Raw genomic sequence first — 25,658 nt, 5'->3', positions numbered from 1 at the left:
TAATGATAAATATGGATAGAGGATACGTAATAAAGATAATATAATAAATCTATATTAAATTATTATATAACAAAAAATACATATAAATTTACGATATAACATTGACGTTAACGTGAGATAGTAGTATTATAGTTACATAATCAATATGTAATTATTTTTATATAAAAGGGGATTTATTTCAAAAAAGGTGGGGATAATAAATGACTCTCTACAAGATTGATGAAGTAGCTACAGCCTGTAACTTAACCAAGCGTACGCTTCGTTATTATGAAGAGATTGGGCTTGTTTCTCCTCAGCGCAGTGAAGGCGGAACACGATTGTACAGTCAGACCGATATTGATCGGCTCAAAAAAATCATCAACGCTCGCGATGTGCTAGGCTTCTCGCTTCAAGAATTACAGCATTATGTCAAAGTAACCGAGATGCTCAATGATCAGCGCGAGCAATACCGCAACACTACGGATGAAGAAGAACGTCGACAGCAATTGATTGAAATGAACAAGACGTTAGATCAACAGCTACATATGGTGGATGAGAAATTAAGCCGTATTTATGCGTTCAAAGCAGATGCAGAATTATTGCGTCAACGGATTCAAGAAGGACTCGCTAAATTAAATTAACGTTTTCCAAGGAGGAATACATCAATATGAGTACCAAACCATCAACTTTAAAAGAACTGCCTGAACGTGGCGGGTTGTTTTCCCAACCTAAAGCAGTCTGGGCTGTTGCTTTTGCATGTGTGATCTCATTTATGGGATTAGGTCTAGTCGACCCTATTTTGCCAGCGATTGCTAATCAATTACACGCTAGTAAAAGTCAGGTGTCTTTATTATTTACAAGCTATAACTTGGTTACTGGTCTAGCCATGTTAATTACAGGTTTTGTATCCAGTCGGATCGGAGTGAAATGGACATTATTAAGTGGGATTTTGCTTATTATTGTGTTCTCCGCATTGGGCGGCGCATCAGATACGATTGCTCAAATCGTTGGGTTCCGTGGAGGATGGGGATTTGGTAATGCACTCTTTATCGCAACTGCATTATCTGCCATCGTTGGATTATCCACATCAGGTACAGCCAAAGCAATTATTTTGTATGAAGCGGCATTGGGACTTGGGATTTCAGTCGGTCCTTTGCTAGGCGGAGAATTGGGTTCCATTTCTTGGAGAGGTCCTTTCTTCGGAGTTAGTGTATTGATGGTGATTGGTTTCTTGTTTATTTTATTCGTGTTACCCAAAATTCCAAAACCAACTAAACGCAGTTCACTAGCTGATCCGTTCAAAGCACTTAGCTATCCAGCACTCAAAACATTAGCGATTGTAGCGTTTTTATATAACTTTGGATTCTTTACATTAATGGCTTATTCTCCTTATGTCATGGGCTTAGATGAACATGGACTTGGATATGTATTCTTTGGATGGGGAATCTTGCTTGCTTTCACTTCCGTATTTGTAGCACCTAAATTACAAAGCCGTTTCAATCTTGCTGCTTCGATGGGTGTTATGTTGACCTTATTTACTATCGACTTGTTAGTGATGGGTATCGGTACATTTATGGGTTCACCAACGACTGTGATTGTAGCTGTAATTGTAGCCGGTATTTTCTTAGGGATTAATAATACGTTGATTACAACAGCGGTTATGGAATCGGCTCCTGTAGAACGTTCTGTAGCTTCTGCCTCATATAGCTTTGTTCGTTTCTTAGGTGGTGCGGCTTCTCCTTGGTTAGCTGGTAAATTATCAGAATGGTACAATGCACAGATGCCATTTTACTTTGGTGCTCTAATGGTATTTATCGGGGTAATCGTATTGATTGTACGTCGTCGCCATTTACGTGATATTGATGTATCCCATGCTCACTAATTATTGAACTATATTTACAGTTCAAATCTATATAATAGAAGGAAGAGGATAACGATGAATGATATTCAAGCCCAAGATCAGATGTCAACGAGTTCGATATTTGACAAAATATTAGTCGCTGTAGATGGATCAGAACATGCTGATCGAGCTTTGCAGAAAGCAATCGAATTGATTCAAGCTTTATCCAATAAGCCATCTCTTACAGCAGTTCATGTCAATCCGGTAATGATGGTTGCTGAACCACCCCTGGGGATCGATGTAGATGCCAAGTTAAATGAAGAAGGTCATGAAATGACAGAACCTTATCGTCAAGTGCTTAATCCTACAGGGATTCAGTATGATATCAATTATCAGACAGGTGATCCAGCGACCATTATTTGTGATCTAGCGAATAGCCAGAATTATGATCTGATCGTGATGGGAACGAGAGGCATGAGTAAGATGTCTGAACTATTCCTTGGAAGTGTCAGTCACAAAGTTATCCAACATGCGAACTGTCCAGTATTGACTGTAAAATAACACACAGAATACAAATAGATGACTATCGATGTATAAAGTCGATAGACCTCAATCTAAAGCAAAAGAGCTATACGATCTGATTATTCAGAAGTATAGCTCTTTTTTTATTTGAGAGTTGATCACTATTCACAGTGAGCAGATAGAGTGGTTATGAATTAGACAACATCTTAGAAAGTATCGTTTTTAGCAATGACTACGGGTAGAACAGCTTCAACACTATTCTATTATCGATCTGCTGGATTACTCATTTTGTGGCGCAGTGGAAGAAGGGAAATAAGATCCTGCCTGTAATTCGCTTACAAAATGTTGTAGCCGATCTTTCTGTTCCTGCATCAGCCTTTGACAATGCGAACTATATAGTGACTTATTCCGATGATATCATAGTAACAAAATAAGGTGGCAATCTCTCTCCAGAAGTAGGATAACCAACAACTACGAGGACTTCTGATCCGTATACTGTGGATTAGGTTACCGCTAGCAAATATGGTATTCTTACTTCTGGTTCTGCTTTTAGAGCAGTCATTCTGTTTATAATATAGAGAAAATAGAATTGGAGAGATGATCGGATGAAACTGGTTCCACCTCAGTCATTTACCTATCGCGGAGGAGCAAGGGCTGCTCTACTGCTACATGGATACACTGGCAATACATTGCATGTCCGCAAACTGGGACGTTTCCTGAATGATAGAGGGTATACCTGCCATGGACCACTGTATAAAGGACACGGCAGTACTCCAGAGGAACTGCTACATACGAAACCTTCGGAATGGTGGAAAAGTGCTGTAGACGGTTATGAATATCTGGAGCAGGAAGGGTATGAAGAGATCGCTGTAGTTGGTGTATCACTGGGCGGTGTATTCTCCCTGCGACTGGGAACTCTGTTTCCCGCCAAAGCTATTGTCTCTATGTGCGCACCTATACGTGAAAAAGACAATGAGGATATCCTCAGACGGGTACTCGAATATGCTCGCTGGTTCAAGTCTATTGAGGGCAAAGAAGAGCTACAGATTGAGCAGGAACTGATAGAGCTGGCTGAAGAGCCACTACACAGTCTGGATCAACTGCGTAAACTAATCGCCTCCACTGCTAGTCAAGTGAAGCGTATCTCTGCACCGACAATGATTATGCAGGGAGAGCTTGATGAAGAGCTTTATCTAGAAAGTGCCCGAATTATTTATGAAGATCTGACTATGCCGCTCAAGGAGCTGAAATGGTATGACCAATCCGGTCATATTCTAACGATGGACAAGCAACATGATCTGGTCTTTGAGGATGTATACCGATTTCTGGAAGATCTAGAGTGGGATGCAGCATCGATTTCGGAAGAGTAACTAGAAAGAATATAATATAGCTTTATAAATGAATATTTAATACAAGCAAAAGAGCTATACGATCTGATGATTCAGAAGTATAGCTCTTTTTTTATTTGATAGTTGTTCACTATTTAGAGTGAGCAGATAGATTGATTATAAATTAGACAACATCACTATTTGGAATGATCACAGGAAGAACAGCTTCGATACCACTACGAATTTGCTGACAAGAATATTCGAACTTGACCTGCTCTTCTGCGGTCAGTTGAAGTTCGATAATTTCTTTAATGCCTTCACCGCCGATAATTGCAGGCACTCCTGCACAGACATCGTGTTGTCCATATTCACCTTCTAATATAGAAGAAACTGCAATGATTCGTTGTTCATCATTCAGAATCGAACGGGCAATATAAGCAAGCGCGTTACCGATACCGAACTGAGTGTTCCCTTTGCGGGTAAAAATCTCCCAGCCTGCATCTTTGGTTTTGCGAGCAATATCATCCAGATTCAGATCGGGAAAACGAGCCGTATGTTGATCCAGAATATGCAATAAAGGCTTACCACCAATCGTTACATGCGACCATGCTACAAATTGAGATTCTCCATGTTCTCCAAGCGCATAACCATGTACACTGCGTGGATCAATTGAAAAGACATCAGACAGCAATGTTTTGAGACGGGAAGAATCGATCGATGTCCCTGTTCCGATCACACGTTCACGCGGAAAACCTGAAATTTGCCATACTAGATGAGTAATCACATCTACCGGATTAGCCGCAACAATAAATACACCGTTGAATCCACTTGCGACAATCGGTTCTGTAATTTCACGAGCAATAGCCGCCGTCTCATGGAGAATATTCATTCGATTATTCTGACCGGGTACAGGATTAGCACCCGCTGTAATAATCACAATATCCATATCTCCGCAATCTTGTAATGTCCCTGCATACACTTTGGTACGATGGGATGTGAACTCCATACAATGGGAAAGGTCAAGAGCTTGAGCGACTGCACGTTCATGTGTACGTCCAATCATCATAATCTCATCACCAATCGACTGATTGATCATCGAATAGGCACAACCTGCACCGACCATTCCTGCACCCACTATAGCGACTTTTCTTGATTTTCTACGCATAGCTAACCTCCTACTAATCTAAATATACCTCTAACGTTGATTGATCTATATGATACAAAACACAACTAAAGTGCATTTTAATGTCAATTAAGTATTCATCATCTTTTATTATACTACTTTATTTTGTCTATTATTAACAGGTGTGTCATGAAAGTTAACTTAATATTTATTATGAATGATCAGAATGTGAAAAAAGTGTGAATAAGCGATAGAATAGATGATTAAGGGTAATAGTAAAGAGTAAGCAAAACAAGGAGGAATAAATGATGTCTACTATTCAAAATGAACGCATTCTATTGGTAAGCCGTCCAAAAGGTGTACCTACCGCAGAAAACTTTACGATAGATCAGCAACCACTGGAGGAAGCTAAAGAAGGACAACTGCAAATTCAAACTTTATATATATCGGTCGATCCTTATATGAGAGGACGCATGAGTGAAGCGAAGTCTTATGCTGCTTCTTATGCTCTAAATGAACCTGTAGCCGGTGGTTCTATCGGTAAAGTTCTGCAAAGTAACGATTCTCGTTATCAAGAAGGCGATATCGTTGTTGGTGGATGGGGATGGCAACGTTATGCAGTAGTAGAAGCGGATACGTGCCGCAAAGTCGATCCCGAATTGGCTCCTATCTCTACAGCTGTTGGTGTACTGGGTATGCCTGGATTAACAGCTTACTTTGGCACACTACGTATCGGTAATCCGCAACCGGGCGAGACACTGGTTGTCTCTGGTGCAGGTGGTGCTGTAGGGATGTTAGTAGGACAGATTGGTAAAATTAAAGGATGCCGTGTTGTAGGGATCTCCGGTTCAGAAGAAAAAAATCGTTATTTGTTAGATGAACTTGGATTCGATGCAGTCATTAACTATAAAGATGAGAAACCTGTCCGTGAAGCGCTAGAAGAAGCTTGCCCGGATGGTGTCGATATTTATTTTGACAATGTAGGCGGCGAGATCTCAGATGCTGTAATCGATCTACTCAATACCAATGCTCGTATTCCATTATGTGGACAAATTTCACTGTATAACAATGAAAAACCAGATATCGGACCACGTATTCAACCGACATTACTCAAACGCACTGTGCTCCTTAAAGGATTCCTTGTAGGAGATTATGCCGTAGATGCTGCTGAAGGATTGAAAGAAATGGGTAGCTGGGTTAAAGAAGGCAAAATCAAATATCGTGAAAATATCGTAGAAGGTTTTGAGAATACACCTAAAGCCTTTATTGGATTATTTAGCGGCGAAAATCTAGGTAAACAATTGGTTAAAGTCACCGACTAATCCTATACTTTATCATCGAAGATCAATGAACTTTAATAATAGTGTACTCTAATACAAAAGCCGACTTTTATCTATATAGATAGAAGTCGGCTTTTTGTTGTTATTTGGTAGATGGATGAGACAACGAGATATCTGGATCTGAAGTCATTTTGCGATATTGGCGATACATAGAGATTCTCCAGTGCAATAATGTTCCAAATGCCAGAATAAAGAATACGCCTGCTGTCTGCGGAATTGAAATATATTGCTCAATAAACCGATGCAATAGTAAGCGGATCATCAACAGACCAATCAAAATAAACAAAAAGCTTTTTGAACGCTGAACCACGATATCGGTGCCTGAACGTTCGAATCTGGTACCGCGAATTAAAGGATAAGAGAAAATAAACCATCCTGCTAAAAAAGCACCTAAAGCCCACATCCAGGATACCCGGAAATCAGCCACCACAAACATTAGAAAACCAGTACTCATTCCCATAGGTGGGATCAGAATTTTTTTGGCATTAACCGGTCGGTGATTGGTGCGAGAACGTACCAAAATAGCAGTTATCGCAATCACTAGAAGACCAACAGTAGATCCGATCTGTAAAAATGAGGGACTAAATTGTAGCATAATAAAGGTCAAACCCCTCTTCTGTAATTAAAATGGAATTACGCTTTCATTATATCATATTAACAGGAGCGATCGACGGTAGCAAAGCTTGTAAAGTCGTCTATTTTGTTAAAATTTTACTTATGATGATAAAGACCTACATCTATCAAAAGCAATTTTGTCGAAATAGTTAAATATAGTAAAATGTAGAGGAGATCTATTACCGTATATAATCTTGGCATCGCAAGACATGATTCTATAATCTTTTACAACAAAGGGGATACATGAAATGACAACGTATCAAATTTTAATCGCAGAAGATGAACCGGCTTTACGCTTTTTGCTTCAGGAAACATTAGCAGATGAAGGGTACAACGTGGTTGAAGCAGAAGATGGTAAGCAAGCTCAAGAAAAGCTGTCGAGTCACCCTTTTGACCTTGTGATTTTAGATTATATGATGCCAGAAGCGACAGGGATTGAAGTCTGTGAATGGCTACGTCAAAGTGGTGGAGTCAATGCGCAGAAACCTGTTATTTTACTGACCGCCAAAGCACAGGAGAAAGATCGAATCCGTGCGGAGCAAGCGGGAGTCTCTTTGTATATGTCGAAGCCGTTTAGTCCATTACAATTGATGGATGCAGCAGAAGAATTACTGTCGAGCAGCGGCGGAGGGGATGAATAATGAATCCAGCCCGCGGGGGACTGGCACGTCGCGTCGCATTATGGACGATTGCGCTTTTTCTGATTTTTGGCATTATTATTTTTATGGTGGAATGGTTTTTTAAGCAACAAACAGCAGACATTACGAATGATATTAATATCCATCTGGATCAGCAAAATCAGATTCAAGATATGGATGAAGATTATCGTACAGCAGTGTCTGATTTTAGAGCGTATCTTGCTTATGATCGAAATGAATTTTTGCTTGAAGCAGAGACCAGTCGTGATGCATTTACTGAACGATTAAATACATTTAAACAAGCACAGGCTGAAGATTCCCGGTTGGATGAATTATCAAGTAAAAGCACAGAGTATTTCAGTTACTTCCCAGTGATGCAAACGCTCAAACAGCAGAATAATCAAGCTGAAATCAATCGCATCTCGCAGACGATCACGACCAGTCTGGTGCAATCGGTCAATAGTGAACTGGATCGCTTAATGCAGATTGAACGGCAAGAAGTGAATGATCTGATTGCGAAAAGTAGACATTTAAATTCGTTAATACTGTTTGTACCGCTTGTTTTAATTTTTTTAGGATTAGGCACAGCGATTATCTTGATTCGGTATCTGCGGAAGTCGATTATTCACCCGATCGCTCAAATGGAACAAGTGGTCGAGCGGATTAGCCACGGCGAATATATTCATTTAGAAGATACGTTTTCCAAAGATGAAATCGGCGGTCTGGTTGGCGGTATTAATCATATGAGCGATCAATTGAAAGAACGCCATCAAGAATTGGAAGAAAGTCTCCGTCAAATGGGAGAACAGCATGATGAATTGGAAGCGCAGAATGAAGAGATTCTGATGCAACAGCAAGAGCAAGAAACGATTTTGGAACGATTAACTGAACGTGAGACACAGTTACAACTGATTAATTCGTATCAGGAAAAGCTTACCGGTTTTGCACAAATGAATGACTTTTTGGAAAGCAGTCTGCGTGCATTGATGCAAGCTACTCGTCATGATGCTCTGATGTTAGTGGTGCAAGATGAGATTGGTAATCCTGCTTCTTCACGGATGGTGTATTCGATTGGATGGCCGCGTACGATACATGGAGAAGCGATTGAACATTTATTTGGCCCAGCATTACAAGTGTTAGAAGAAAAGCTTCCTGTGGTACGTAGTCGCAGTCTAAGTATGGAAGAAAAAGGCGTCCATCACGGATATGAGCGGGCTGACGATCATTACTATCCTATTTTCAACGAAGAGATGAATGTGCTCGGATTTGTTCTGTTTACCACATACGGTAGTCTTATGGTTCATATCAAAGACAAGCTGATGACTGAAGGATTAATCGGGCAATTCGGACTGGCTTATCAAGCTCAATTAGCGAGTGAAGAGCGGCGTAAACAAAGTGTTCGTCTGGAAGAACTCAATCTTGAATTGGAATTGGAAAAGCGGATGCTCAAGCAACAACGAGATACAATTCAGCAAATTATCGATTCTTTGCATGAAGGCTTAGTGCTGTGTGATCCTGAAGGTACCATTTCATTTTGCAACCAGCAGGTCAGTCGTGTGAATCCAGAACTATCTACCGGTGCTAATATTACTTCGCTTGCCCAATACCTAGATCAGCATACCGTAGAACATACGATGCTTAGTGAGCAGATTCAACAGTTACTCACCAATGAGACGAAAGAATGGAAAACGCAGTTCTCCCTACAAGGTCGGGATGGTTCTATTTATTATATGGAAATGTATATGAATATGATCAAAGGGATGAATCTGGAAAATTATCATCTATTTGTATTCCGTGATCGTACAGAAGAAGAGCAAGCTGATCAGTTGAAAAACGAATTTGTAAGTATTGTATCTCATGAACTGCGTACACCGCTTGCGAGTATTTTAGGCTTTGTAGAGATTTTGCTTCATCGTGAAGTAAAACCGGAAAAAGCGAAGAAATACATGGAAACGATTCATAGAGAAGCGAATCGGTTGTCCAATCTGATCAGTGATTTTCTAGATCTACAGCGGATGGAATCAGGCAAGCAGAATTATACATTGGTTCCATTTGATATGAATCCGATTATACAAAATGTCGCCAAGCAATGGGATAACAAGCAGGGATATACGATTGGTATTGATGTGCCTGAAGGTGTGTGTCTGGTACGAGCAGATAGTGACCGTATTACACAGATTATGCATAATTTGATCAGTAATGCGATTAAGTATTCGCCCGGACAAGAACGGGTCGATATTCGTTTGATGGATGGAGATACCCACTGGATTGCGGCGGTTCAAGATTATGGTCTGGGCATACCTGAAGAATCGAAGCCCCATATGTTCGGTAAATTTTATCGGGTAGACAATTCAGATCGTCGTCAGATCGGTGGAACAGGCTTAGGATTGGCAATTGTGAAAGAGATTGTGGAAGATTTGGGTGGAGAAGTATACTTTGATTCGATTTTAGGAAAAGGCAGTACATTTTATGTGAAATTGCCTAAATTCCATCTGCGTACACTGGATAACAAAATCGTTGTGATCGAAGACGATGAAAATCTAGCACGGCTGATCGGAGCTACTTTTGAAGAACAGCATTACGAGATCTTGCGCATGGACACCGCAGAAGAAGCATTGTTAGCTCTAGAATATAGTGAGCAACCGCCACTATTATGTCTGGTCGATGTACAGCTTCATGGCCCTCAAAATGGCTGGGACTTTATTCAAGTGCTCAAAAACAATAAAGCGTATCGCCATGTGCCTGTAATCATCTCTTCTGCTTTAGATCAACCCGATAATTATGCAGAGACTTCAAATGAACGTTATTTGCAGAAACCATTTAGCGTAGAACGGTTGCTAGAGCTAGGGATGCATTTAATTCAGAGTGAAACCAAAAGTGCAGGGCTGGTAATCGCTATGCAAAATGAAGATACGGTCAAGACTACGTTGCAAAAAAATGGACTTGGCGAAGCGGAATTACAAGTAAATGAAGATTTTATTCAAGTGGATTGGATTAAAGAAGACCCTCACAATCCTGAATAAGCATTCCATCATAGAACACCTTCTACTGAAAAAATAAGCTAAGTCGATCCAATTGATCTATAGCCATTTCAGTGTGAAGGTGTTTTTGTGATACGCTTAGAATAGTAAAGATTTACTCTGTTCATTTTATATGATATTATCGCAATACTACATATAACAACCGATTTATTTCGTGTATACACTTACGGATTCAAATTTATTTATTGTTATAACCTTGAAATTAAAGGAGTGAACATTCATGGATCAGGTGGATCAACATATTCTACTCTGTCTGCAAACCCAAGCACGTATTTCAATGACCGAATTAGGAAAAGAAGTAGGGCTGTCTCAACCAGCCGTCACGGAACGAGTACGTCGAATGGAAGAGAGTGGAGTGATTCAACAATACCGAGCAGTGGTCGCACCGGATAAGATTGGACAACATACGACAGCGTATTATTTATTCCGTGCGCATGATGGTATTTCGTTTGTGCAATTTTGTCAGGATACTGCTCAGATCGTAGAATGTCACCGAGTAAGCGGAGATTACAATTATTTGATTAAAGTGGTGACTGCATCTATTATGGATTTGGAACCTTTTGAAAATTGCATTACTAGCCACGGCTCGTATACTACGTTAATTACACTTTCTTCTCCTATCGATCACAAATCTCTTGTTCCTGCTATGAGCAAAGATCAGCAAACGATCTAACGTTGTTTGGTGTTAGCCAAAAAAGGATCTTGTAGAGACAAGATCCTTTTGCGTGCTATAGACTGTTCTGGTAGTGATTATGATGTATCTAAGGCGTCTCTAATGTACTGCGACGATGTTGATGATGCCATTGTTCATAGATTCCACCTATTTCAGAAAAGGCTTGATTAGCTTGTTCTTCAATAGATATTTCATCTCTAGCTGTATAAGAAGAATCCTGTTGACGTTGTAATCGATCAGTGTGTAGAATCAGTTGAATCGTATCTTCCAAAATCCAGTACACCACATCATCTACATCGGTCGTAAGTTTGTTGAGCATTTGCACATTACGTTCGTACATTTGTAATACATATCCTTCGTCTGTAATCTGAACATACGGAGAAAGTTCAAATGGCTCTTGATCGAAAAAAGGAGCACGTACCCATTTCATATGGTGCTGTTGATTATAGATTGTTGTTTTCTGAAGTAGTGTTGTGATCTTTTCTATAATTTGATTGGCATGATAGATCATTATAACAAGAACCTCATTTCTAGAGCTTGAGTATAGCTCGGGTGTCATTTTGTCGTGTCTATTATAGTATAAATAAACTGAATGACTGCTTCAATCTCATCAAATAGTTACAAAATCTCAACCTGCAATCGCTTTCAAATATAGTCATATGTATGTTTTAATAGATATACATCACCAATTTATAGCCAAAGGAGTGTCTACAGCAGATGCAAATTTCTTCTTTTTTATTACCTAAAGAACAAGTCGCTTATATTCCTTCAACGATTTCGATGTTTGAAGCCTTAGAGATATTAGAGCGTCATTCTTATACTGCTTTGCCGATTATTGATGAATCTGGACGGTATGTAGGGACTCTTTCTGAAGGGGACTTATTATGGAAACTCAAAAATACATGCAATCTTGATTTTGAAAAAATGCGTGAGATTCCTGTCTATGATATTCAAAAGCATGTCCGCAACGAAAGTGTTATTATCACCGCAGCGATGGAAGATATGTTATCGCTTGCCGCTGATCAGAACTTTGTACCTGTGATTGATTCTAAAGGCATATTTCTAGGGATTATTCGTCGCAAAGATATTATTGAATACTATAATGATAATATTACAGACTAAGTGGTCTGTATCTAGAGATAGCATACGATTATAAAATCATACACGCCCAACTGCTCATCAGATATGAACAGTTGGGCGTGTATTGTTGTTGTTCTCTTATTAGCTAAAATCAATCGTTGCGATCGAAGCACCAATACCAGGATCATTAGGATTATTGATCCCGCGTGGTTGATCAAAATTACTGATATATAATGTATTACCTACAAAATGAAGACTGGCAGGAAATTCTAACGGCCCATTGTTATTGTTGCTAGCGATATCACGTACTTGTCCATCCAGACCAACACGTACAATGGCATTACGTTCGTTAGCTGCTACATAGATAGCACCATCCGGTCCGAAATTTAAGCCGTCTGCTCCATATAATAGCGGGCTTTGAGCAACAAGTTGTCGTTGTCCTAGAGAACCATCGCTGTTGATCGCAAAGCGATTCACTTCTCCAGAGCTTGTATTGCTCACATATAATTGTCCATCTGTACCGAAAGCAATTCCATTCACTACGATTTTTTGCTCTTCACGTGTAGGCAAGATCCCGCTGGCATACGTACTGACTTGTCCGCTTGCCGAAACTTTATAGATAGCTCCTGTAGCTCCACCGCTTACATACAGATTACCACTACCATCAAAGGCTAATCCGTTCGCTCCCGGAACTCCACTGGCATAGGTGACTACTTTGGAAGAGTCAAAAGCCGCACTGGATAAGTCTTCTTCATTGATCCGGTAAATAAGACCTTCTTCGCCTCCGCTTGCAATATAGAGATTACCATCCGTATCAAGTGCCATTCCTGTACCTGAACGTGGTAATTCGGTCAATGCATTCATTTGTCCCGTATCTGCGGCAATCCGATATAATGTTTTACTTCCCATTTCGACAGTAAACACTTGATTATCTGCATTAGCAATCACACCTTCTATCCGCAGACCTGTAGCTGTGCTTGGATCAAGGTCTGTTAAAATCGAGACTGATTTGTAAGTGTCTGATGTTGCTGTAGGCGTAGGATTAGAGATAACAGGAGCAGAAGGTTGAATAGTGACAGAGCGAGTAGCAGAAGTGTATATCACTTTGTAGTCAAAAGCTTCAAAAACAGCACGTACAGATACGAATACTTGGTCCCCTACAAGTTGTAGTGTAGGATACGATGCGGTTGTAGATGTAGCACGATCACTGAGAGTGATTTTGGTTGTACCTTTGGTCAGCGTTAATGTGCCTTGATCGGCATCCCATGTAGCTTGAGCATCCAACTGATCAGCTACCAAAGCATAAGGACTGTACAAGGTCTGACCGATTAATCGGCTGACTTGATCGGTACTTTTACCCTCTACAATAGTCTGGACATTTGAATCTACCTTATCTGCTGCCCATCCAGTCGATGGTGATAATAATAAACACCCCGTCATAGCGACAATAACCCCAAGCGACTTACACTTTTTCAAAAATAATCCCTCCTGTACATTTCATTTGGCATCATAAGCCTAAGGGTAGCATTCGCTATCGAAAGGGAGCATCCTTCTTTTAACAACAAAAAGACAATAGTTACATATCTATCGAAAAATATACAAGAGTATCTAGTCTTTCAAGAATGATCTACATCGTATTTAGACTGGAATTATATTACATTTGTAGATGGGAAGAAAATAATTATTTTTTTAGCTATTTAAAAATAACCTGAGTCATGATTTATCGTCTGTATAAGTGAAGAGTATATGTAGCACAAAGGAGAGCCTATACGTGGAAGATAACGAAATTATAGAACTATTTATAACGAGAAATGAAGCAGCGATAACAGAATCTTCCCGCCATTACGGAAGATATTGCTATACGATCTCTTATAACATTTTGAGTGATTCCGAAGATGCAGAAGAATGCGTTAATGACACATGGCTTCGTACATGGAATGCCATTCCTCCACAACGCCCAAGTAAACTGTCTTTTTTTGTAGGCAGAATTACTAGAAATCTATCACTTGATAAATTTAAAGCGAAAAAAGCTCAAAAGCGTGGTGGAGAAATGACTATTATTCTTGGCGAACTCGATGATTGTATCCCTTCTGATTATGATGTCGAACAAGCTATTTTGGAAAAAGATTTGGCGAAAACGATCAACCAATTTCTGCATACGTTACCTGAGCGTGAATGCAATTTGTTTTTAGCCAGATACTGGTATAGCCGTTCACAAGCAGAGATGGCTGAGCAATTTGCTATGAAAGAGAACAATGTCAAAGCTAGTCTTTTTCGTACACGTACCAAGCTCAAAGCTTATCTTCTAGAGGAAGGAATCTACTTATGAATAGTGAACAACTTTATCGTGCTATTGGACAGATCGACGATGATTTATTGACCCGATATGAAGCACGTCGTCAACCAAGATCGAAGTATTGGCTGAAATGGTCAAGTGCTATAGCTTTTGCCGCGGCGGCAGTTATTATTTCATTTATGGCTACAAATGTCTGGAATCAACAAAATCCGATCTATACAGCATCTGGAACGGTTATTCAAAGTGAAACTACCCCTTCAGGCGGTATTCCATCAGATAGTTATGCGACACCTGTCAATGGAAGTAAATTCTATAGTCCAGAAGTTCAACAAGCTTTGAAGAAAAACGCAGGGAAAGATGTGAAATACTTTGTAGCGATTGATGTATTTAACGATATGAAGCCTATAGAGGTTAACAGTGCAGAAGCTGTGAACGAATTAGAACGTCTGACTGCGCTCCATTATAAGGTAGGTTATGCTACAGCGTGGACGTATCAAGGCAATCAACAACAAGTCGATTACTCCTATATTGCAGGTTATTTTACAGCCGATCAATTAAAGAATTTTGTAGCAGATTCGCATTATGGTTATGGATTCCGTTTTGCTACCAATGGTGATGGTTTGCCTGTAGATGCGGATCAAGGTATTGATATCGATTTTAAAAAATAATAGAAAGCAAAAATAACCTGATCTGCTAAACGTCGTCTTTTATAGTGTAAGCCATTATTGTTCAAACATTCGAGGAGGAATTACCATGAATAACAAAAACAACAACATCAATAAAAAAATCGTAACATCAATCTTATCTGCATCTATTTTATCTTTATCACTAGGGAGTATGTCTTTTGCAGCTACATCTAGCGTTCAAGACTTGAATGGTGTAACCGGACAAGAAAGAATGGTGAAATTACATGCTCAACCGACTATTAATGGAGTTAGCAATACAACCATTGCATCCAGTAAAACATTAACACAAAAACAAGCGAGCCAAATGATTGAAAAAGCATTCAAACTGAAATCCAAAGCAGCACATTCTAACCAAAAGATTAGTCGTGAACGCTATATTGATGAAGTGATGACTGCTCTACAAACAGCAGGAAACATGCCAGCGATTGATGTGATTACACCTAATATCAAAGATATGAAAAAGCTAAATCCTTCATTCTTAGGTTCAGTACAATTGGCTATCGTGCTTGGGATTGTAAAGTTAGATCACAACAAAAACTTGAATCCGAAAAAAGAAATCACTCGTGCAGAAGCAAATGCGATCCTGCATCATGCTTTAGGATATTTGAAAAAGATTAAAAACGATAAAGTAGCAAAACCGAAAGACAAAGGAGTAAGAATCGATATATTACCGCACGAGAAAAAAGCATCTGACCCTGTCCCTCAGCCCAATAGTGGAGGCATGGTATCTGAAAGTTATGCAACACCGAACAACGGAGAAATATTGTACGTGAGTGGATTGAAAAAAGCTTTAGATCAATATGCAGGAAAAGATATGAAGTATTTTGTAGCGATCGATTTATTTTCGAACGGCACTCCTTTAGAAACCAATAGCAAAGAAGTACAAGCCGAAGTCAAACGTCTACAAGGATTGAATTATGATGTGAATGTTGCCACAGCATGGACATATGAAGGAAATGCGCAAAAAGTAGACTACACCTATGTAAGTGCGTACCTCACAGCCGATCAATTGCAACATTTCAAAGCAGATACCAATTACGGCTATGCTTTTCAATTTGCAAGTAATGGCGATGGTTCACCTGTCACTGGTCAAGCAGGCAGTATCAATGGAGTAAGTGGTAACAGCAATATTGCAGATTAATCATATAAATAGGTGAAAAAACGACTGTAGATGATCTACAGTCGTTTTTGGTGTACATTTGATTGATATTATGTTGATCAAATAAAATTCGGAAGTACCAATGCACCATAGACAAAAGCCGCTAGAATCACAAACGCAGGATGAATTTTGCGAATTTGCATCGCCCAGAAAGCGACAGCAGCAATACCAAGACTTTGCCAGATGCCTATCGAGACAAACGAACCTGCTGTTAATTGCCATGTCAGTACCGCCATCATTACAGCGATAACAGGCTGAACCAGTAATGTTAATCCTTTGACTACAGGAGAAGTACGGTATTTCTGCAATAGATTAAGCAGTAGAATCAAAGCCACTGCCGAAGGGACAATCGTCGCAAATAAAGCGATAAATATTCCGCTTATCCCTGAGACATCATACCCGACAAAAGCAGCAATCTTCGTCGCAATAGGCCCGGGAAGTGTATTACCAAGCGCCAGCACATTCGAAAATGTTTTGTCATCTAGCCAGTGGTAATGCGCTACAATCTCGTTGTACATCAGTGGAATCGAAGCAGGGCCTCCACCATAACCAAGTACATTGGCTAGAAAAAAGCCCCAAAATAAACGAAGCCATTCGATCCAATCAATAGTCAGTGTCACCATTAAGCACCACCGCCTTCAGTCGGCTTTACAGGCGGATTAGGTGGGTTACGGCGATCTTTCAGCCATTGAACAAATTTGAAATGAACCGCTCCATAGGCTAAAAATAATGCAATCACAATAGCTGCATGGACATTTACCAGTTGCAACAGAATAAACGCTACGATAAATAGTCCAATACCGACTTTAATGCCTAGCCCTTTAACCGCTTTTTCGCCAAATTCGTATGCCATTACGCCTAGCATGACAGCAATTACAGGTACCACAGCAGCAATCATTCCTTGAATGATTTTGGACTGGCTTAAGTAAGAGACTGCTGATAATAACACGATCATCGCTAGACAAGAAGGGAGAATATGAGCGATCACAGCTAAAATAGCCCCGAGCACACCTTTGCCACGATAGCCCAAGTACGCTGCCATCTTCGTAGCAATTGGACCGGGTAAAGCATTGCCAAGCGCTAGAATTTCGCCAAATTCATCATCACTTAACCAGCGATAACGAGTCACCGCTTCATAACGAAAAAGAGGCATAACCGAAGGCCCACCGCCATAACCAAGAATACCGGTACGTACCATCGCCCATGATAATTCACTATAGGTCGCTTTATGATAAACAGGAGTCGTAGATGTAGATTTGGAAGGTGTAGTCGATGGTTTACTCATATATTACAGCCTCATTCCCATCCGACTTTTGTAACGGGTAATCAATACTTGGCAATCTACGCTCATAATACCAGGCATATTGTACAATTTATCTTTTAGAAAAGACTCCATTTCTTGATTGTCGATAAATAATCCGTGCATATGCAATTTGCTAGGGCCTGTCATATGGTAAAGGCTAGTGACAAACGGTTCTTCGGCTAATTGATCCGCAGTTTCTTGAAGATGCTTGGGTTCTACTTCTACATTGAAGAATGCCGATACAGTAATCCCAATTTTGGCAGGGTTAATAACAGCAGTGAAGCGCTCAATCACTTCATTTTCTATCAAAGCATTGATTCGAGCTTGTACAGCTACACGAGATAAACCAATATCTTTGGCAAGGTCAGTATATGAAATTCGACCGTTTTTATTCAGAATGGTAATAATTTTGCGGTCAATCTCATCAATATCGACAGGTTGATCGGTTGAAGAACGGTGATGATTCATCTTATTTATGCCTCCTAATCATTTTTATTTACATCGTTATCTTATTTCGTTTTGGTTCGAAAATAACTCTTTCATTTACGATATGTTTAAATATATAATGATTAAAAATCGTTTTCAACATAAAAATTGAAATTTACTTACACAAAGCTTACGTGGATATGTAGGAATGAATAGAGATGGTATCGGTAGGGAGGAATAGAGATGAGTTCAACATGGAATGCCTTTATGAACGAGCAATTGACGATGGCTTCATCTTCACCACAGGCGCTACAAGGATCACTTTCTGGATGGACATTCGGAGTTAAAGATGTATTTGCTCTTGCAGGTCATACAGCTAGTGCAGGGAATCCAGACTGGTTGCGGACTCATTCGCCTGCTAGTTATACTTCTTCAGCGATAGAGCGATTACTCGAAGCTGGAGCTATTCTACAAGGAACAACACATACCGATGAATTGATGTATAGCTTAAATGGGCAAAATGTTCATTATGGAACACCGATTAATCCACAAGCAGCGGATCGTATTCCGGGAGGTTCTTCTAGCGGTTCAGCTGTAGCTGTTGCCGCAGGTCTGCGAGATTTTGCGATCGGTACAGATACAGGAGGTTCTGTACGTATTCCTTCATCGTATTGTGGTATTTATGGTATGCGTCCTACACACGGTTTGGTTCCGATCGATGGAGTGATTCCACTTGCACAAGGATTTGATACCGTAGGTTGGATGGCGAACTCTGCTGATATGTTATTAGAAGTAGGCAAAGTATTAATCGATTCCTCAGAAGAGCATAATGAGCGTTCTCTATTCGATCATATTTATTTTCCAGAAGAAGCTTGGGCATTAGCAGAACCTGATACACGTACCGCTTTGCAAGAATCGTTGGAAGAAATGACTCACTATCTTAAAGAAAACAACGGTCATACTTCATGGACAGAGATTGCACCGGAAGGATTGTCGGCATGGATGACTGCTTTTCGTACGATCCAAGCTTTAGAAATCTGGCAAGAACATCAGCAGTGGATAGAATCCACACAACCTTCTTTTGGCAAAGATATTGCAGATCGATTTGCATGGGCTTCCACATTACGTCTGGAAGATCATTCATATTCATTTGCTCTAAAACAACAAGTGAGTGAGCGTCTATATCAATTATTGGGTACGCACGGACTACTGGTGTTGCCAACAGCAACAGGTGCAGCTCCTTATCTTAATATTCAAGGAGAAGAAAATGAACGTCGTCGTTCCCAGACGATGCAATTGTCTTGTATTGCAGGTCTAGCCGGTCTGCCACAGATTAGTATTCCAGTCGCTACAGTACAAGGTGCACCGATTGGATTGTCAGTGATCGCAGGGAAAGGGCAAGATATTCGCTTGCTTGAATGGGTAAGAGACTGGACTCATAAACGTCAGAAATGAATAAATATCACATAAGCTCTATATCGCAAATTCCTTTTACATCTCGAAAGGTTTTCGGTGAGAGCTTGTTTTATTTTACCAATATCTGGAGCAGAATTAATATGGTTTAACATTTGTTGACAAGCTATCAACATATCTATTACAATAACAATGAATTATATAGATAGTTACTAAATGTTACTTAATTCACAAATGAAATTAAGTTTATCGTTAGCTTTCATCAACCCCCACCCCAAAGGAGAATAAACCCATGTCTAACGCAATTAAGCCAGAAACGATTCAAGTGATAGAGCAACGACATTCTGTAAAATCGTATGAAAAAGGTTACCAAATTCCACAAGAAGATATGGATACAATTCTGACAGCAGCTAATGATGCTCCATCTGCTTGGAACCTTCAACACTGGAAATTCCTTGTCATTGACGATGAAGCGAAAAAACAAGAATTGTTGCCAATCGCTTATAACCAATCTCAAGTGTCAGACAGTTCTTTTGTAGTTGCTATTCTTGCGGATCTAGAAGCGAACAAAAATGCAGGTACAATTTATGATGCAGCTGTTGAAGGAGGAGCATTGACTCAAGAAATTCGTGATTCATTAGTGGCTCAAATTGATGGAGCTTATCAAAGTGCTGAATTTGCACGCGATAGTGCAAATGTCAATTCTTCTTTTGCAGCGATGAACTTAATGCTTGCAGCAAAAGCATTGGGTTATGATACTTGTGCTATGGGTGGATTTGATAAAAATAAATTTGCAGAACATTTCAATGTACCTGCTCGTTATATCCCAACGATCCTAATCAGCGTAGGTAAAGCAGCAAAACCTGCTTATGCTTCTGGACGTTTTGATTTAACTGAAGCAGTTATCAAAAACTCATTCTAAGATTGTTTCTTCTAAATGAGTAGATGATATATAATCAAAAAGCCTGACGTGATATACGTCAGGCTTTTTGATATGTCATTGATATTAAAGTGGATTATTTTGTCATAATTAGCTTTAAACTATGAACTATTTGGAGTAATATGTCGAATATAGAGAAAGGATAGCAGATTCGTTAGAGGATGTGAGGATATACCCTATGGTACTTGAATTGATTAATAATTTAACGTTAACCTCAACCTTTTTGTTTTTAGGTAATTTGTTACTAAATAAAGTTCGTGATGAATTAATAAAACGAAAATGGTTTTTTATAAGTCTAGCTGGTATTGTGTATGGTCTTTTTGGATTGGTTCTTATTCTGTGGGGATTCCATCTTCCTGAAAGTCATGTTGTAATTGACCTCAGAGCATTAGCAGTGATTGGAGCCGTCTATACAGTAGGTAGACTATCTGGTTTGATTGCAGGAACAATTATTATTTTCGGGCGACTGTTCCTTTTTGAATACGGTGATATAGATGTATTAATGGTCAGCATAGCGATAGTACTGGGCGCATGGATATGTTCTTCACTATTATTGATTGGAGATCGTCGGTTACTGCTAAGTCGCTGGTTGATTACGATCTGTTGTTCGATGATTTTGCCGCCGGTCTTATTTTATTTTACGTTAGAAGATCCAATGTTATGGCAATTTCTGATCGTTTTAAGCGTGTTTTTGGTAGGCGGATTATTCACTTACATCATTCTTGTGTACCTTACACGATCGAATCATTTGTTTCTATTATTGAAAGAGTTAGCGAATCGAGATCATTTAACAGGGCTGCACAATCCACGTGCTTTTGAAGCTTTATTCGAAGAAACGATGAATTATGCCAAAGCCAATCAAAAAAGTTTTTCTTTATTAATGATAGATATCGATTATTTCAAATCAATCAATGATACGTATGGACACAGTAGCGGAGACGCTGTGTTATCTCAGATGGGAGAATTACTACAAGAATTTGTACGCTCAGGGGATACCTGCGCTCGCAAAGGTGGAGAAGAGTTTATTGTTATTTTAAATTACTGTACTCAAGACAATGCCAGTCATGTAGCTGAAAAATTGCGGAATGTGATTGAGCAGACTACATTTCTTTTACCTGATCAACGTACATTATCGATTACTGTCTCTATAGGTGTAGCGACTTTTCCAGATACCAAGCCGAATGTTATGCTAGCCAAAGTGGATGAAGCTTTATATGAAGCGAAGCGTCAAGGACGTAACCGGGTCTGTGCTGTTTAACAATGTTGTATAATGTGGATATAAGAAATAGAGTATTTTATTACACAAGGAGGTGAACCGGAGTCGTTATCTAGACTCTGGGGAATAATGAAAATTGCAGATCATATCGAAATGTTAGAAATTAAAATACCGATGGGAGAACATGAAATGGTGATCCATCCAGTGGTTATTTATACAGAAGATCAAGCGGTGTTGATTGATACGGGTGTTCCAGGTTGTTACGACACTATTATGCAACAGATTGATCCTGCGTATCCGCTCAAAACGATTATTTTGTCTCATGATGATCTCGATCATGTGGGAAGTTTACCTCAGTTTTTGGAAGCTACTCAAGATCAGTTAAATGTATATGCACAAGCTAAAGATGCAGGGGCGATCAATGGAACACATCCTTTTGCCAAAGCCAAACCTGAACGGATCGATACAGTACTTGAACCGCTATCCGAACATTTACAACAATCATTCCGCAGAGTATTTTCAGCCAATACGCCGGATAATGTGACTCATGTTCTACAAGGAAATGAAATTCTTCCTTTTGGTGAAGGTCTACAAGTGATACATACACCGGGGCATACGCCAGGACATACGAGCTTTTATGATATTGCGAGTAAAACGTTATTTGCCGCAGATGCGATGATCGTCGAAAATGGTGAATTGCAAGGGCCTAATCCTATGTTTACATTAGATATGGAACAAGCCACTGAATCACTTCGTGCTTTTCAACAGCTTCCGATCGAAACGGTTATTTGTTATCATGGCGGATTATTTAAAGGGGATATTCAGCAACGACTTAACGAGATCGTGAATCCTTCGTGATTGAGCCAAAGCCATGGATCAGATGGTTATATACGCTGACACTTGCATTGATCGGTGGATTATTATTTAAAGTCATTCATCTACCGATTCCGTGGTTGCTCGGACCGATGATCGTTATTTTTATCAGTTCCAAATTATTTCCTTCACTACCGCCACTATGGCCGAATGCATCACGTAATGCAGGGATGATTATTGTCGGTTATTCGATTGGATTATCATTGACTATCGCAACTTTGCAACAGATCGGTGGACAATTGCCTTCGATGATCGGCTTAACCGCTTTGCTGATTTTATTTGCAGTGTTTACAGCGTATATCATTACCAAAATCTCAGGAATTTCATTTCCAACAGTATTGTTAGGGAGTATTCCAGGTGGATTAACACAGATGGTTATTTTGGCAGAAGAAGTCAAAGGTATTGATATAACTGTTGTTACTTTTCTTCAAGTCTCACGCTTAATGATGATTATTATTGGTGTACCGCTTTTGATATTTAGTCCTATTTTCGGTGTGGATATGGACAGTGTAACCGAAGCATTAGCCCATTCGACAGCCAATTGGAGCGGATTGTTTCCGAATATCTTTTTATTTGCTATCGCTTGTACAGGTATGGCTATACTGGGTAAAAAAGTTCGGTTTCCTACCGCTTTTATTTTGCTTCCGATGATTACGACTGCTGTGATCCAGTTGGCAGGGATACACGCACCTGCTTTGCCTTCTGCGATTCTTGATGCGGCGCAATTGCTGATTGGTAGTGCGATTGGATTGATGCTCCAACCAGAACGATTGACTAATAAGTTGCAAATGATCGCTTTGGCATTAGGTAGTGGTGCAGTTTTGTTGTTATTTGCTTGTATGCTTGCTTTTATATTGCTGAAATGGCATCATGTCTCTCCAGCAACAGCTATGTTAAGTATGTCACCGGGTGGTATGGATCAGATGAGTATTATTGCTCATGAAGTGAATGCAGATATCGCAACGGTAAGCTGTTATCAGTTATTTAGAACGCTGTTTATTTTTCTAGCAGTTCCGCCATTATTGAAATTGATTTTTCGGCGAATTGCCAGATGAATGATTCAATCCCCTCTCGGAGTCGTTATAAGATAGAGGAAGTCTTTATGTAGTTGATGACTGAAAGGGGATATAATCATGTCTGTTTTTGAAAATGAAGTCTGGTTCTATATCGGTACGTATTCAAGTGAAGAAGAAGTAGGTATTCAGACAGCAGTAATGAACACAGATACAGGTGAATTACGTCTGGTCGGTGGGATCAAAGGTATCGAAAATCCTTCATATCTCGCATTATCCACAGACAGCACCGTATTATATGCCGCTAGTGAAAAAGGCGAAGGTGAAATTTTAACGTATCAAATCAATCCCGAAACACGTGAACTTCATTTGTTAGATCGTAAGTCTACAGGTGGAGGCGCTCCTTGTTATGTACAATTAACACCAGATGGTAAGCATCTATTGGCTTCTAATTATACAGGCGCTAATATCAATGTTTTTGCTGTAGGTGATCAAGGTGCTCTAGCTGAAATGACGGGTGAAGTGAAGCATACCGGAAGTGGAACCGACCCAGATCGTCAAGATGCTCCGCATCCACATTCAGCAGTCTCTTCATTAGATAACCATCATGTGTATGTATCTGATCTAGGTTTGGATAAGGTATTTACATATCGTTTAGAAGATAACGGTACATTGACAGAAGAAGGTGCTACTGAGCTTCCTGCACAATCGGGCCCTCGTCATTTGATTTTCCATCCTAATGGTCAATTGGCTTATGGAATCAATGAACTCAATAGTACAGTAACAGCGTATGGTCGTAATCCTGAAGATGGTCAACTAGAGATTATCGGTCATGTCTCTACATTGCCAGAAGATTTTACAGGTGAAAATACAGGCGGAGATATTCGTATCTCTCCATGTGGACGTTTTGTCTATGCTTCTAATCGTGGACATAACAGTCTCGTCCATTACAATATTGATGAACTTACAGGCGAATTGTCGCCGATCGAATGGGTGACTGTCAAAGGAGAAACTCCACGTAATGTAGCTGTTGTACCTGGTGGATATATTCTGGTGAGCAATCAGGACAGCAACAATATTGTACAATTTGCGATAGAAGCAGATACAGGAAAGTTATTACTAACAGGTAACGAGTTAACACTGAATCGTCCAGTCTGTGTGATGGCTGAACAACCTGAACCGGGCGAATAAATAGACAATCAATAAAAAACACTTCAGTACTCAAGCAGATCAAGGCTGCTGAACTGAAGTGTTTTTTTCTTATTTGATCTCATTAGCTAAACCTTATTCATATTCTCCTACATAAGGACGTTCTTTGCGCTTCGGTTCACGTGTAAATCGGAATCCACTAGCAAAAATAAGAACTTGAGCTATCAACAGATAAGGTGCGGCTTGCAGACTTAACATATGTAAAAGACATAATCCGCTGATCAATAACGATAACCAGATAAATACCAACCTACGTGCATTTTGACGAAAATCGGCTGTGATAATCGCATACAATAACACGAGAGCGCCTGTACATGAAATAAAGCGCAAAATAGCGAATAAAACCGCAGGAGCTTGTAGATATCGAGCCGCCATAAGATCATTCCATAGATTCCACAATAATAATGATTCTATGACTAAGACGAGAAAAGGAATTGCCGGGCGGATCGTAAGCCATAATAGTAATCCCCAACGTGGATGTTCTCCGCGAGCTAATATCATTTTGCGCTCACGGGTCAACCTCCGAATATCGCTGTCCAGTGTGCGATACAGTAAAGCCAGACTTTTGCGATCACGATCTTCCATATACTGATCAATTCGCTCTAACAATTCATCAGAAGCATACGTAGCTGCTTTGCAAGCCAGTACACTTTCGGCTGGAACCGGTAAAGAAGCTGGATTTGCATGAGTAGAAGAAAGACTTTTGCTAATCAGTACAGGATAGACTTGTCCTGCCGCTTGCGTTAAGCGATCCAGACTATTTTGAATACGGCGCATACGTTCATCATCTCTATATTTACGTTGCTTGGCTGTAAATCCGTACACGACTGCAAAAGCGAATAGCCCTACCATTCCGATCAGATATAAGCCTATAGCATGAGAACGCAGTAAAATAGACCAATCCAACAGATTCACTCCTTTATCTATCATTCATGTGTTACACAT

Annotated in this window: 26 protein-coding genes; 18 read left to right on the top strand and 8 right to left on the bottom strand. The window is 39.8% G+C overall.

Going from position 1 to position 25,658, the window contains the following annotated elements:
* Nucleotides 1-200: 200 nt before the first annotated feature.
* The 4 genes from PaeCFBP13512_RS21790 (at nt 201) to PaeCFBP13512_RS21775 (ending at nt 3,711) form a co-directional block, all read left to right on the top strand.
* Nucleotides 201-620, top strand: a complete 420-nt coding sequence (locus tag PaeCFBP13512_RS21790; protein WP_069329579.1) for a MerR family transcriptional regulator — start codon at nt 201-203, stop codon at nt 618-620.
* 26 nt (nt 621-646) lie between these two features.
* Nucleotides 647-1,861 (top strand): MFS transporter, encoded by a 1,215-nt coding sequence (locus PaeCFBP13512_RS21785; protein ID WP_069329578.1) that lies wholly within the window; start codon nt 647-649, stop codon nt 1,859-1,861.
* 54 nt (nt 1,862-1,915) lie between these two features.
* A complete protein-coding gene (locus tag PaeCFBP13512_RS21780; protein ID WP_241669458.1) occupies nt 1,916-2,380 on the top strand; it encodes a universal stress protein in 465 nt (154 codons plus the stop codon).
* A 566-nt stretch (nt 2,381-2,946) separates the two neighbouring features.
* On the top strand, nt 2,947-3,711 hold the full coding sequence (locus PaeCFBP13512_RS21775) for an alpha/beta hydrolase (RefSeq protein WP_137225933.1): 765 nt from the start codon (nt 2,947-2,949) through the stop codon (nt 3,709-3,711).
* A 142-nt stretch (nt 3,712-3,853) separates the two neighbouring features.
* Here PaeCFBP13512_RS21775 and PaeCFBP13512_RS21770 read toward each other — a convergent pair whose 3' ends face one another.
* On the bottom strand, nt 3,854-4,834 hold the full coding sequence (locus PaeCFBP13512_RS21770) for an L-lactate dehydrogenase (RefSeq protein ID WP_069329573.1): 981 nt from the start codon (nt 4,832-4,834) through the stop codon (nt 3,854-3,856).
* A 266-nt stretch (nt 4,835-5,100) separates the two neighbouring features.
* Between PaeCFBP13512_RS21770 and PaeCFBP13512_RS21765 the strand changes: the two genes are divergently transcribed.
* Nucleotides 5,101-6,114, top strand: a complete 1,014-nt coding sequence (locus tag PaeCFBP13512_RS21765) for an NADP-dependent oxidoreductase (protein ID WP_137225931.1) — start codon at nt 5,101-5,103, stop codon at nt 6,112-6,114.
* Nucleotides 6,115-6,214: 100 nt separating this feature from the next.
* On the opposite strand, the gene PaeCFBP13512_RS21760 is transcribed toward PaeCFBP13512_RS21765, so the two are convergent.
* Nucleotides 6,215-6,727 carry a CcdC family protein gene (locus tag PaeCFBP13512_RS21760; RefSeq protein ID WP_069329571.1) on the bottom strand — a complete coding sequence of 171 codons (513 nt, stop codon included), beginning with the start codon at nt 6,725-6,727 and terminating at the stop codon, nt 6,215-6,217.
* 268 nt (nt 6,728-6,995) lie between these two features.
* Between PaeCFBP13512_RS21760 and PaeCFBP13512_RS21755 the strand changes: the two genes are divergently transcribed.
* The 3 genes from PaeCFBP13512_RS21755 to PaeCFBP13512_RS21745 all read left to right on the top strand — a co-directional run bounded on the left by PaeCFBP13512_RS21755 (nt 6,996) and on the right by PaeCFBP13512_RS21745 (nt 11,099).
* A complete protein-coding gene (locus PaeCFBP13512_RS21755; protein ID WP_069329570.1) occupies nt 6,996-7,388 on the top strand; it encodes a response regulator transcription factor in 393 nt (130 codons plus the stop codon).
* Entirely contained in the window at nt 7,388-10,408 is a 3,021-nt protein-coding gene (locus PaeCFBP13512_RS21750; RefSeq protein ID WP_137225929.1) for an ATP-binding protein, read from the top strand. Before PaeCFBP13512_RS21755 ends, PaeCFBP13512_RS21750 begins: the two co-directional genes overlap by 1 nt.
* A 238-nt stretch (nt 10,409-10,646) precedes the next feature.
* The gene (locus tag PaeCFBP13512_RS21745; protein WP_069329568.1) at nt 10,647-11,099 is read left to right on the top strand and encodes an Lrp/AsnC family transcriptional regulator; all 453 of its coding nucleotides are present in this window, start codon (nt 10,647-10,649) and stop codon (nt 11,097-11,099) included.
* Nucleotides 11,100-11,187: 88 nt separating this feature from the next.
* Here the strand turns inward: PaeCFBP13512_RS21745 and PaeCFBP13512_RS21740 are convergent, their stop codons facing one another.
* Nucleotides 11,188-11,610 (bottom strand): Imm63 family immunity protein, encoded by a 423-nt coding sequence (locus tag PaeCFBP13512_RS21740; RefSeq protein ID WP_161594336.1) that lies wholly within the window; start codon nt 11,608-11,610, stop codon nt 11,188-11,190.
* A 206-nt stretch (nt 11,611-11,816) separates the two neighbouring features.
* Here PaeCFBP13512_RS21740 and PaeCFBP13512_RS21735 point away from each other — a divergent pair, with 206 nt between their 5' ends.
* Nucleotides 11,817-12,221 (top strand): CBS domain-containing protein, encoded by a 405-nt coding sequence (locus tag PaeCFBP13512_RS21735; protein WP_069329566.1) that lies wholly within the window; start codon nt 11,817-11,819, stop codon nt 12,219-12,221.
* Nucleotides 12,222-12,320: 99 nt separating this feature from the next.
* Here PaeCFBP13512_RS21735 and PaeCFBP13512_RS21730 read toward each other — a convergent pair whose 3' ends face one another.
* Nucleotides 12,321-13,655 (bottom strand): SMP-30/gluconolactonase/LRE family protein, encoded by a 1,335-nt coding sequence (locus tag PaeCFBP13512_RS21730; RefSeq protein WP_137225925.1) that lies wholly within the window; start codon nt 13,653-13,655, stop codon nt 12,321-12,323.
* A 295-nt stretch (nt 13,656-13,950) separates the two neighbouring features.
* Between PaeCFBP13512_RS21730 and PaeCFBP13512_RS21725 the strand changes: the two genes are divergently transcribed.
* The 3 genes from PaeCFBP13512_RS21725 (at nt 13,951) to PaeCFBP13512_RS21715 (ending at nt 16,302) form a co-directional block, all read left to right on the top strand.
* Nucleotides 13,951-14,508, top strand: coding sequence for an RNA polymerase sigma factor (locus tag PaeCFBP13512_RS21725; protein ID WP_137225924.1), 558 nt, complete (start codon nt 13,951-13,953; stop codon nt 14,506-14,508).
* Nucleotides 14,505-15,143 (top strand): hypothetical protein, encoded by a 639-nt coding sequence (locus PaeCFBP13512_RS21720; protein WP_069329563.1) that lies wholly within the window; start codon nt 14,505-14,507, stop codon nt 15,141-15,143. Before PaeCFBP13512_RS21725 ends, PaeCFBP13512_RS21720 begins: the two co-directional genes overlap by 4 nt.
* A gap of 85 nt (nt 15,144-15,228) precedes the next feature.
* The gene (locus tag PaeCFBP13512_RS21715; protein ID WP_137225922.1) at nt 15,229-16,302 is read left to right on the top strand and encodes an S-layer homology domain-containing protein; all 1,074 of its coding nucleotides are present in this window, start codon (nt 15,229-15,231) and stop codon (nt 16,300-16,302) included.
* A 77-nt stretch (nt 16,303-16,379) separates the two neighbouring features.
* Here the strand turns inward: PaeCFBP13512_RS21715 and PaeCFBP13512_RS21710 are convergent, their stop codons facing one another.
* Genes PaeCFBP13512_RS21710 through PaeCFBP13512_RS21700 form a run of 3 tightly spaced genes read right to left on the bottom strand, consistent with a single transcriptional unit; the run spans nt 16,380 to nt 18,091 of the window.
* Complete coding sequence (locus PaeCFBP13512_RS21710; RefSeq protein ID WP_137225920.1) at nt 16,380-16,943, bottom strand: chromate transporter; 564 nt, start codon at nt 16,941-16,943, stop codon at nt 16,380-16,382.
* The gene (locus PaeCFBP13512_RS21705) at nt 16,943-17,605 is read right to left on the bottom strand and encodes a chromate transporter (protein ID WP_137225918.1); all 663 of its coding nucleotides are present in this window, start codon (nt 17,603-17,605) and stop codon (nt 16,943-16,945) included. The genes PaeCFBP13512_RS21710 and PaeCFBP13512_RS21705 overlap by 1 nt, the downstream gene beginning before the upstream one ends.
* Before the next feature lie 3 nt (nt 17,606-17,608).
* Nucleotides 17,609-18,091, bottom strand: coding sequence for an Lrp/AsnC family transcriptional regulator (locus PaeCFBP13512_RS21700; protein WP_069329560.1), 483 nt, complete (start codon nt 18,089-18,091; stop codon nt 17,609-17,611).
* A gap of 201 nt (nt 18,092-18,292) precedes the next feature.
* On the opposite strand from PaeCFBP13512_RS21700, the gene PaeCFBP13512_RS21695 reads away from it, so the two are divergent.
* The 6 genes from PaeCFBP13512_RS21695 (at nt 18,293) to PaeCFBP13512_RS21670 (ending at nt 24,695) form a co-directional block, all read left to right on the top strand.
* On the top strand, nt 18,293-19,504 hold the full coding sequence (locus tag PaeCFBP13512_RS21695) for an amidase (RefSeq protein WP_137225916.1): 1,212 nt from the start codon (nt 18,293-18,295) through the stop codon (nt 19,502-19,504).
* 250 nt (nt 19,505-19,754) lie between these two features.
* Entirely contained in the window at nt 19,755-20,384 is a 630-nt protein-coding gene (locus PaeCFBP13512_RS21690) for a nitroreductase family protein (protein WP_069329558.1), read from the top strand.
* A 196-nt stretch (nt 20,385-20,580) separates the two neighbouring features.
* A complete protein-coding gene (locus tag PaeCFBP13512_RS21685; protein ID WP_137225914.1) occupies nt 20,581-21,660 on the top strand; it encodes a GGDEF domain-containing protein in 1,080 nt (359 codons plus the stop codon).
* Between the two features lie 87 nt (nt 21,661-21,747).
* Nucleotides 21,748-22,476, top strand: a complete 729-nt coding sequence (locus PaeCFBP13512_RS21680) for an MBL fold metallo-hydrolase (protein WP_137225912.1) — start codon at nt 21,748-21,750, stop codon at nt 22,474-22,476.
* Nucleotides 22,473-23,546, top strand: a complete 1,074-nt coding sequence (locus tag PaeCFBP13512_RS21675) for an AbrB family transcriptional regulator (protein WP_137225910.1) — start codon at nt 22,473-22,475, stop codon at nt 23,544-23,546. The genes PaeCFBP13512_RS21680 and PaeCFBP13512_RS21675 overlap by 4 nt, the downstream gene beginning before the upstream one ends.
* A 78-nt stretch (nt 23,547-23,624) precedes the next feature.
* The gene (locus tag PaeCFBP13512_RS21670) at nt 23,625-24,695 is read left to right on the top strand and encodes a lactonase family protein (protein ID WP_137225908.1); all 1,071 of its coding nucleotides are present in this window, start codon (nt 23,625-23,627) and stop codon (nt 24,693-24,695) included.
* A gap of 93 nt (nt 24,696-24,788) precedes the next feature.
* Here the strand turns inward: PaeCFBP13512_RS21670 and PaeCFBP13512_RS21665 are convergent, their stop codons facing one another.
* Nucleotides 24,789-25,643 (bottom strand): hypothetical protein, encoded by an 855-nt coding sequence (locus PaeCFBP13512_RS21665; protein ID WP_137225906.1) that lies wholly within the window; start codon nt 25,641-25,643, stop codon nt 24,789-24,791.
* Nucleotides 25,644-25,658 lie beyond the last annotated feature (15 nt).

The organism is Paenibacillus sp. CFBP13512 (genome assembly GCF_005233705.1).
GTDB classification, from domain to species: Bacteria; Bacillota; Bacilli; order Paenibacillales; family Paenibacillaceae; genus Saccharibacillus; species Saccharibacillus nuruki.
The sequence above is the reverse complement of the archived record's forward strand: the minus strand, read 5'-3'. Positions and strand labels throughout refer to the sequence as shown.

What these genes read in the sequence shown, in the direction of transcription:
- PaeCFBP13512_RS21790 (WP_069329579.1), top strand. Translation starts at nt 201, where the DNA reads ATGACTCTCTACAAGATTGATGAAGTAGCTACAGCCTGTAACTTAACC.
- PaeCFBP13512_RS21785 (WP_069329578.1), top strand. Translation starts at nt 647, where the DNA reads ATGAGTACCAAACCATCAACTTTAAAAGAACTGCCTGAACGTGGCGGG.
- PaeCFBP13512_RS21780 (WP_241669458.1), top strand. Translation starts at nt 1,916, where the DNA reads ATGAATGATATTCAAGCCCAAGATCAGATGTCAACGAGTTCGATATTT.
- PaeCFBP13512_RS21775 (WP_137225933.1), top strand. Translation starts at nt 2,947, where the DNA reads ATGAAACTGGTTCCACCTCAGTCATTTACCTATCGCGGAGGAGCAAGG.
- PaeCFBP13512_RS21770 (WP_069329573.1), bottom strand. Translation starts at nt 4,834, where the DNA reads ATGCGTAGAAAATCAAGAAAAGTCGCTATAGTGGGTGCAGGAATGGTC.
- PaeCFBP13512_RS21765 (WP_137225931.1), top strand. Translation starts at nt 5,101, where the DNA reads ATGTCTACTATTCAAAATGAACGCATTCTATTGGTAAGCCGTCCAAAA.
- PaeCFBP13512_RS21760 (WP_069329571.1), bottom strand. Translation starts at nt 6,727, where the DNA reads ATGCTACAATTTAGTCCCTCATTTTTACAGATCGGATCTACTGTTGGT.
- PaeCFBP13512_RS21755 (WP_069329570.1), top strand. Translation starts at nt 6,996, where the DNA reads ATGACAACGTATCAAATTTTAATCGCAGAAGATGAACCGGCTTTACGC.
- PaeCFBP13512_RS21750 (WP_137225929.1), top strand. Translation starts at nt 7,388, where the DNA reads ATGAATCCAGCCCGCGGGGGACTGGCACGTCGCGTCGCATTATGGACG.
- PaeCFBP13512_RS21745 (WP_069329568.1), top strand. Translation starts at nt 10,647, where the DNA reads ATGGATCAGGTGGATCAACATATTCTACTCTGTCTGCAAACCCAAGCA.
- PaeCFBP13512_RS21740 (WP_161594336.1), bottom strand. Translation starts at nt 11,610, where the DNA reads ATGATCTATCATGCCAATCAAATTATAGAAAAGATCACAACACTACTT.
- PaeCFBP13512_RS21735 (WP_069329566.1), top strand. Translation starts at nt 11,817, where the DNA reads ATGCAAATTTCTTCTTTTTTATTACCTAAAGAACAAGTCGCTTATATT.
- PaeCFBP13512_RS21720 (WP_069329563.1), top strand. Translation starts at nt 14,505, where the DNA reads ATGAATAGTGAACAACTTTATCGTGCTATTGGACAGATCGACGATGAT.
- PaeCFBP13512_RS21715 (WP_137225922.1), top strand. Translation starts at nt 15,229, where the DNA reads ATGAATAACAAAAACAACAACATCAATAAAAAAATCGTAACATCAATC.
- PaeCFBP13512_RS21710 (WP_137225920.1), bottom strand. Translation starts at nt 16,943, where the DNA reads ATGGTGACACTGACTATTGATTGGATCGAATGGCTTCGTTTATTTTGG.
- PaeCFBP13512_RS21705 (WP_137225918.1), bottom strand. Translation starts at nt 17,605, where the DNA reads ATGAGTAAACCATCGACTACACCTTCCAAATCTACATCTACGACTCCT.
- PaeCFBP13512_RS21700 (WP_069329560.1), bottom strand. Translation starts at nt 18,091, where the DNA reads ATGAATCATCACCGTTCTTCAACCGATCAACCTGTCGATATTGATGAG.
- PaeCFBP13512_RS21695 (WP_137225916.1), top strand. Translation starts at nt 18,293, where the DNA reads ATGAGTTCAACATGGAATGCCTTTATGAACGAGCAATTGACGATGGCT.
- PaeCFBP13512_RS21690 (WP_069329558.1), top strand. Translation starts at nt 19,755, where the DNA reads ATGTCTAACGCAATTAAGCCAGAAACGATTCAAGTGATAGAGCAACGA.
- PaeCFBP13512_RS21685 (WP_137225914.1), top strand. Translation starts at nt 20,581, where the DNA reads ATGGTACTTGAATTGATTAATAATTTAACGTTAACCTCAACCTTTTTG.
- PaeCFBP13512_RS21680 (WP_137225912.1), top strand. Translation starts at nt 21,748, where the DNA reads ATGAAAATTGCAGATCATATCGAAATGTTAGAAATTAAAATACCGATG.
- PaeCFBP13512_RS21670 (WP_137225908.1), top strand. Translation starts at nt 23,625, where the DNA reads ATGTCTGTTTTTGAAAATGAAGTCTGGTTCTATATCGGTACGTATTCA.
- PaeCFBP13512_RS21665 (WP_137225906.1), bottom strand. Translation starts at nt 25,643, where the DNA reads ATGATAGATAAAGGAGTGAATCTGTTGGATTGGTCTATTTTACTGCGT.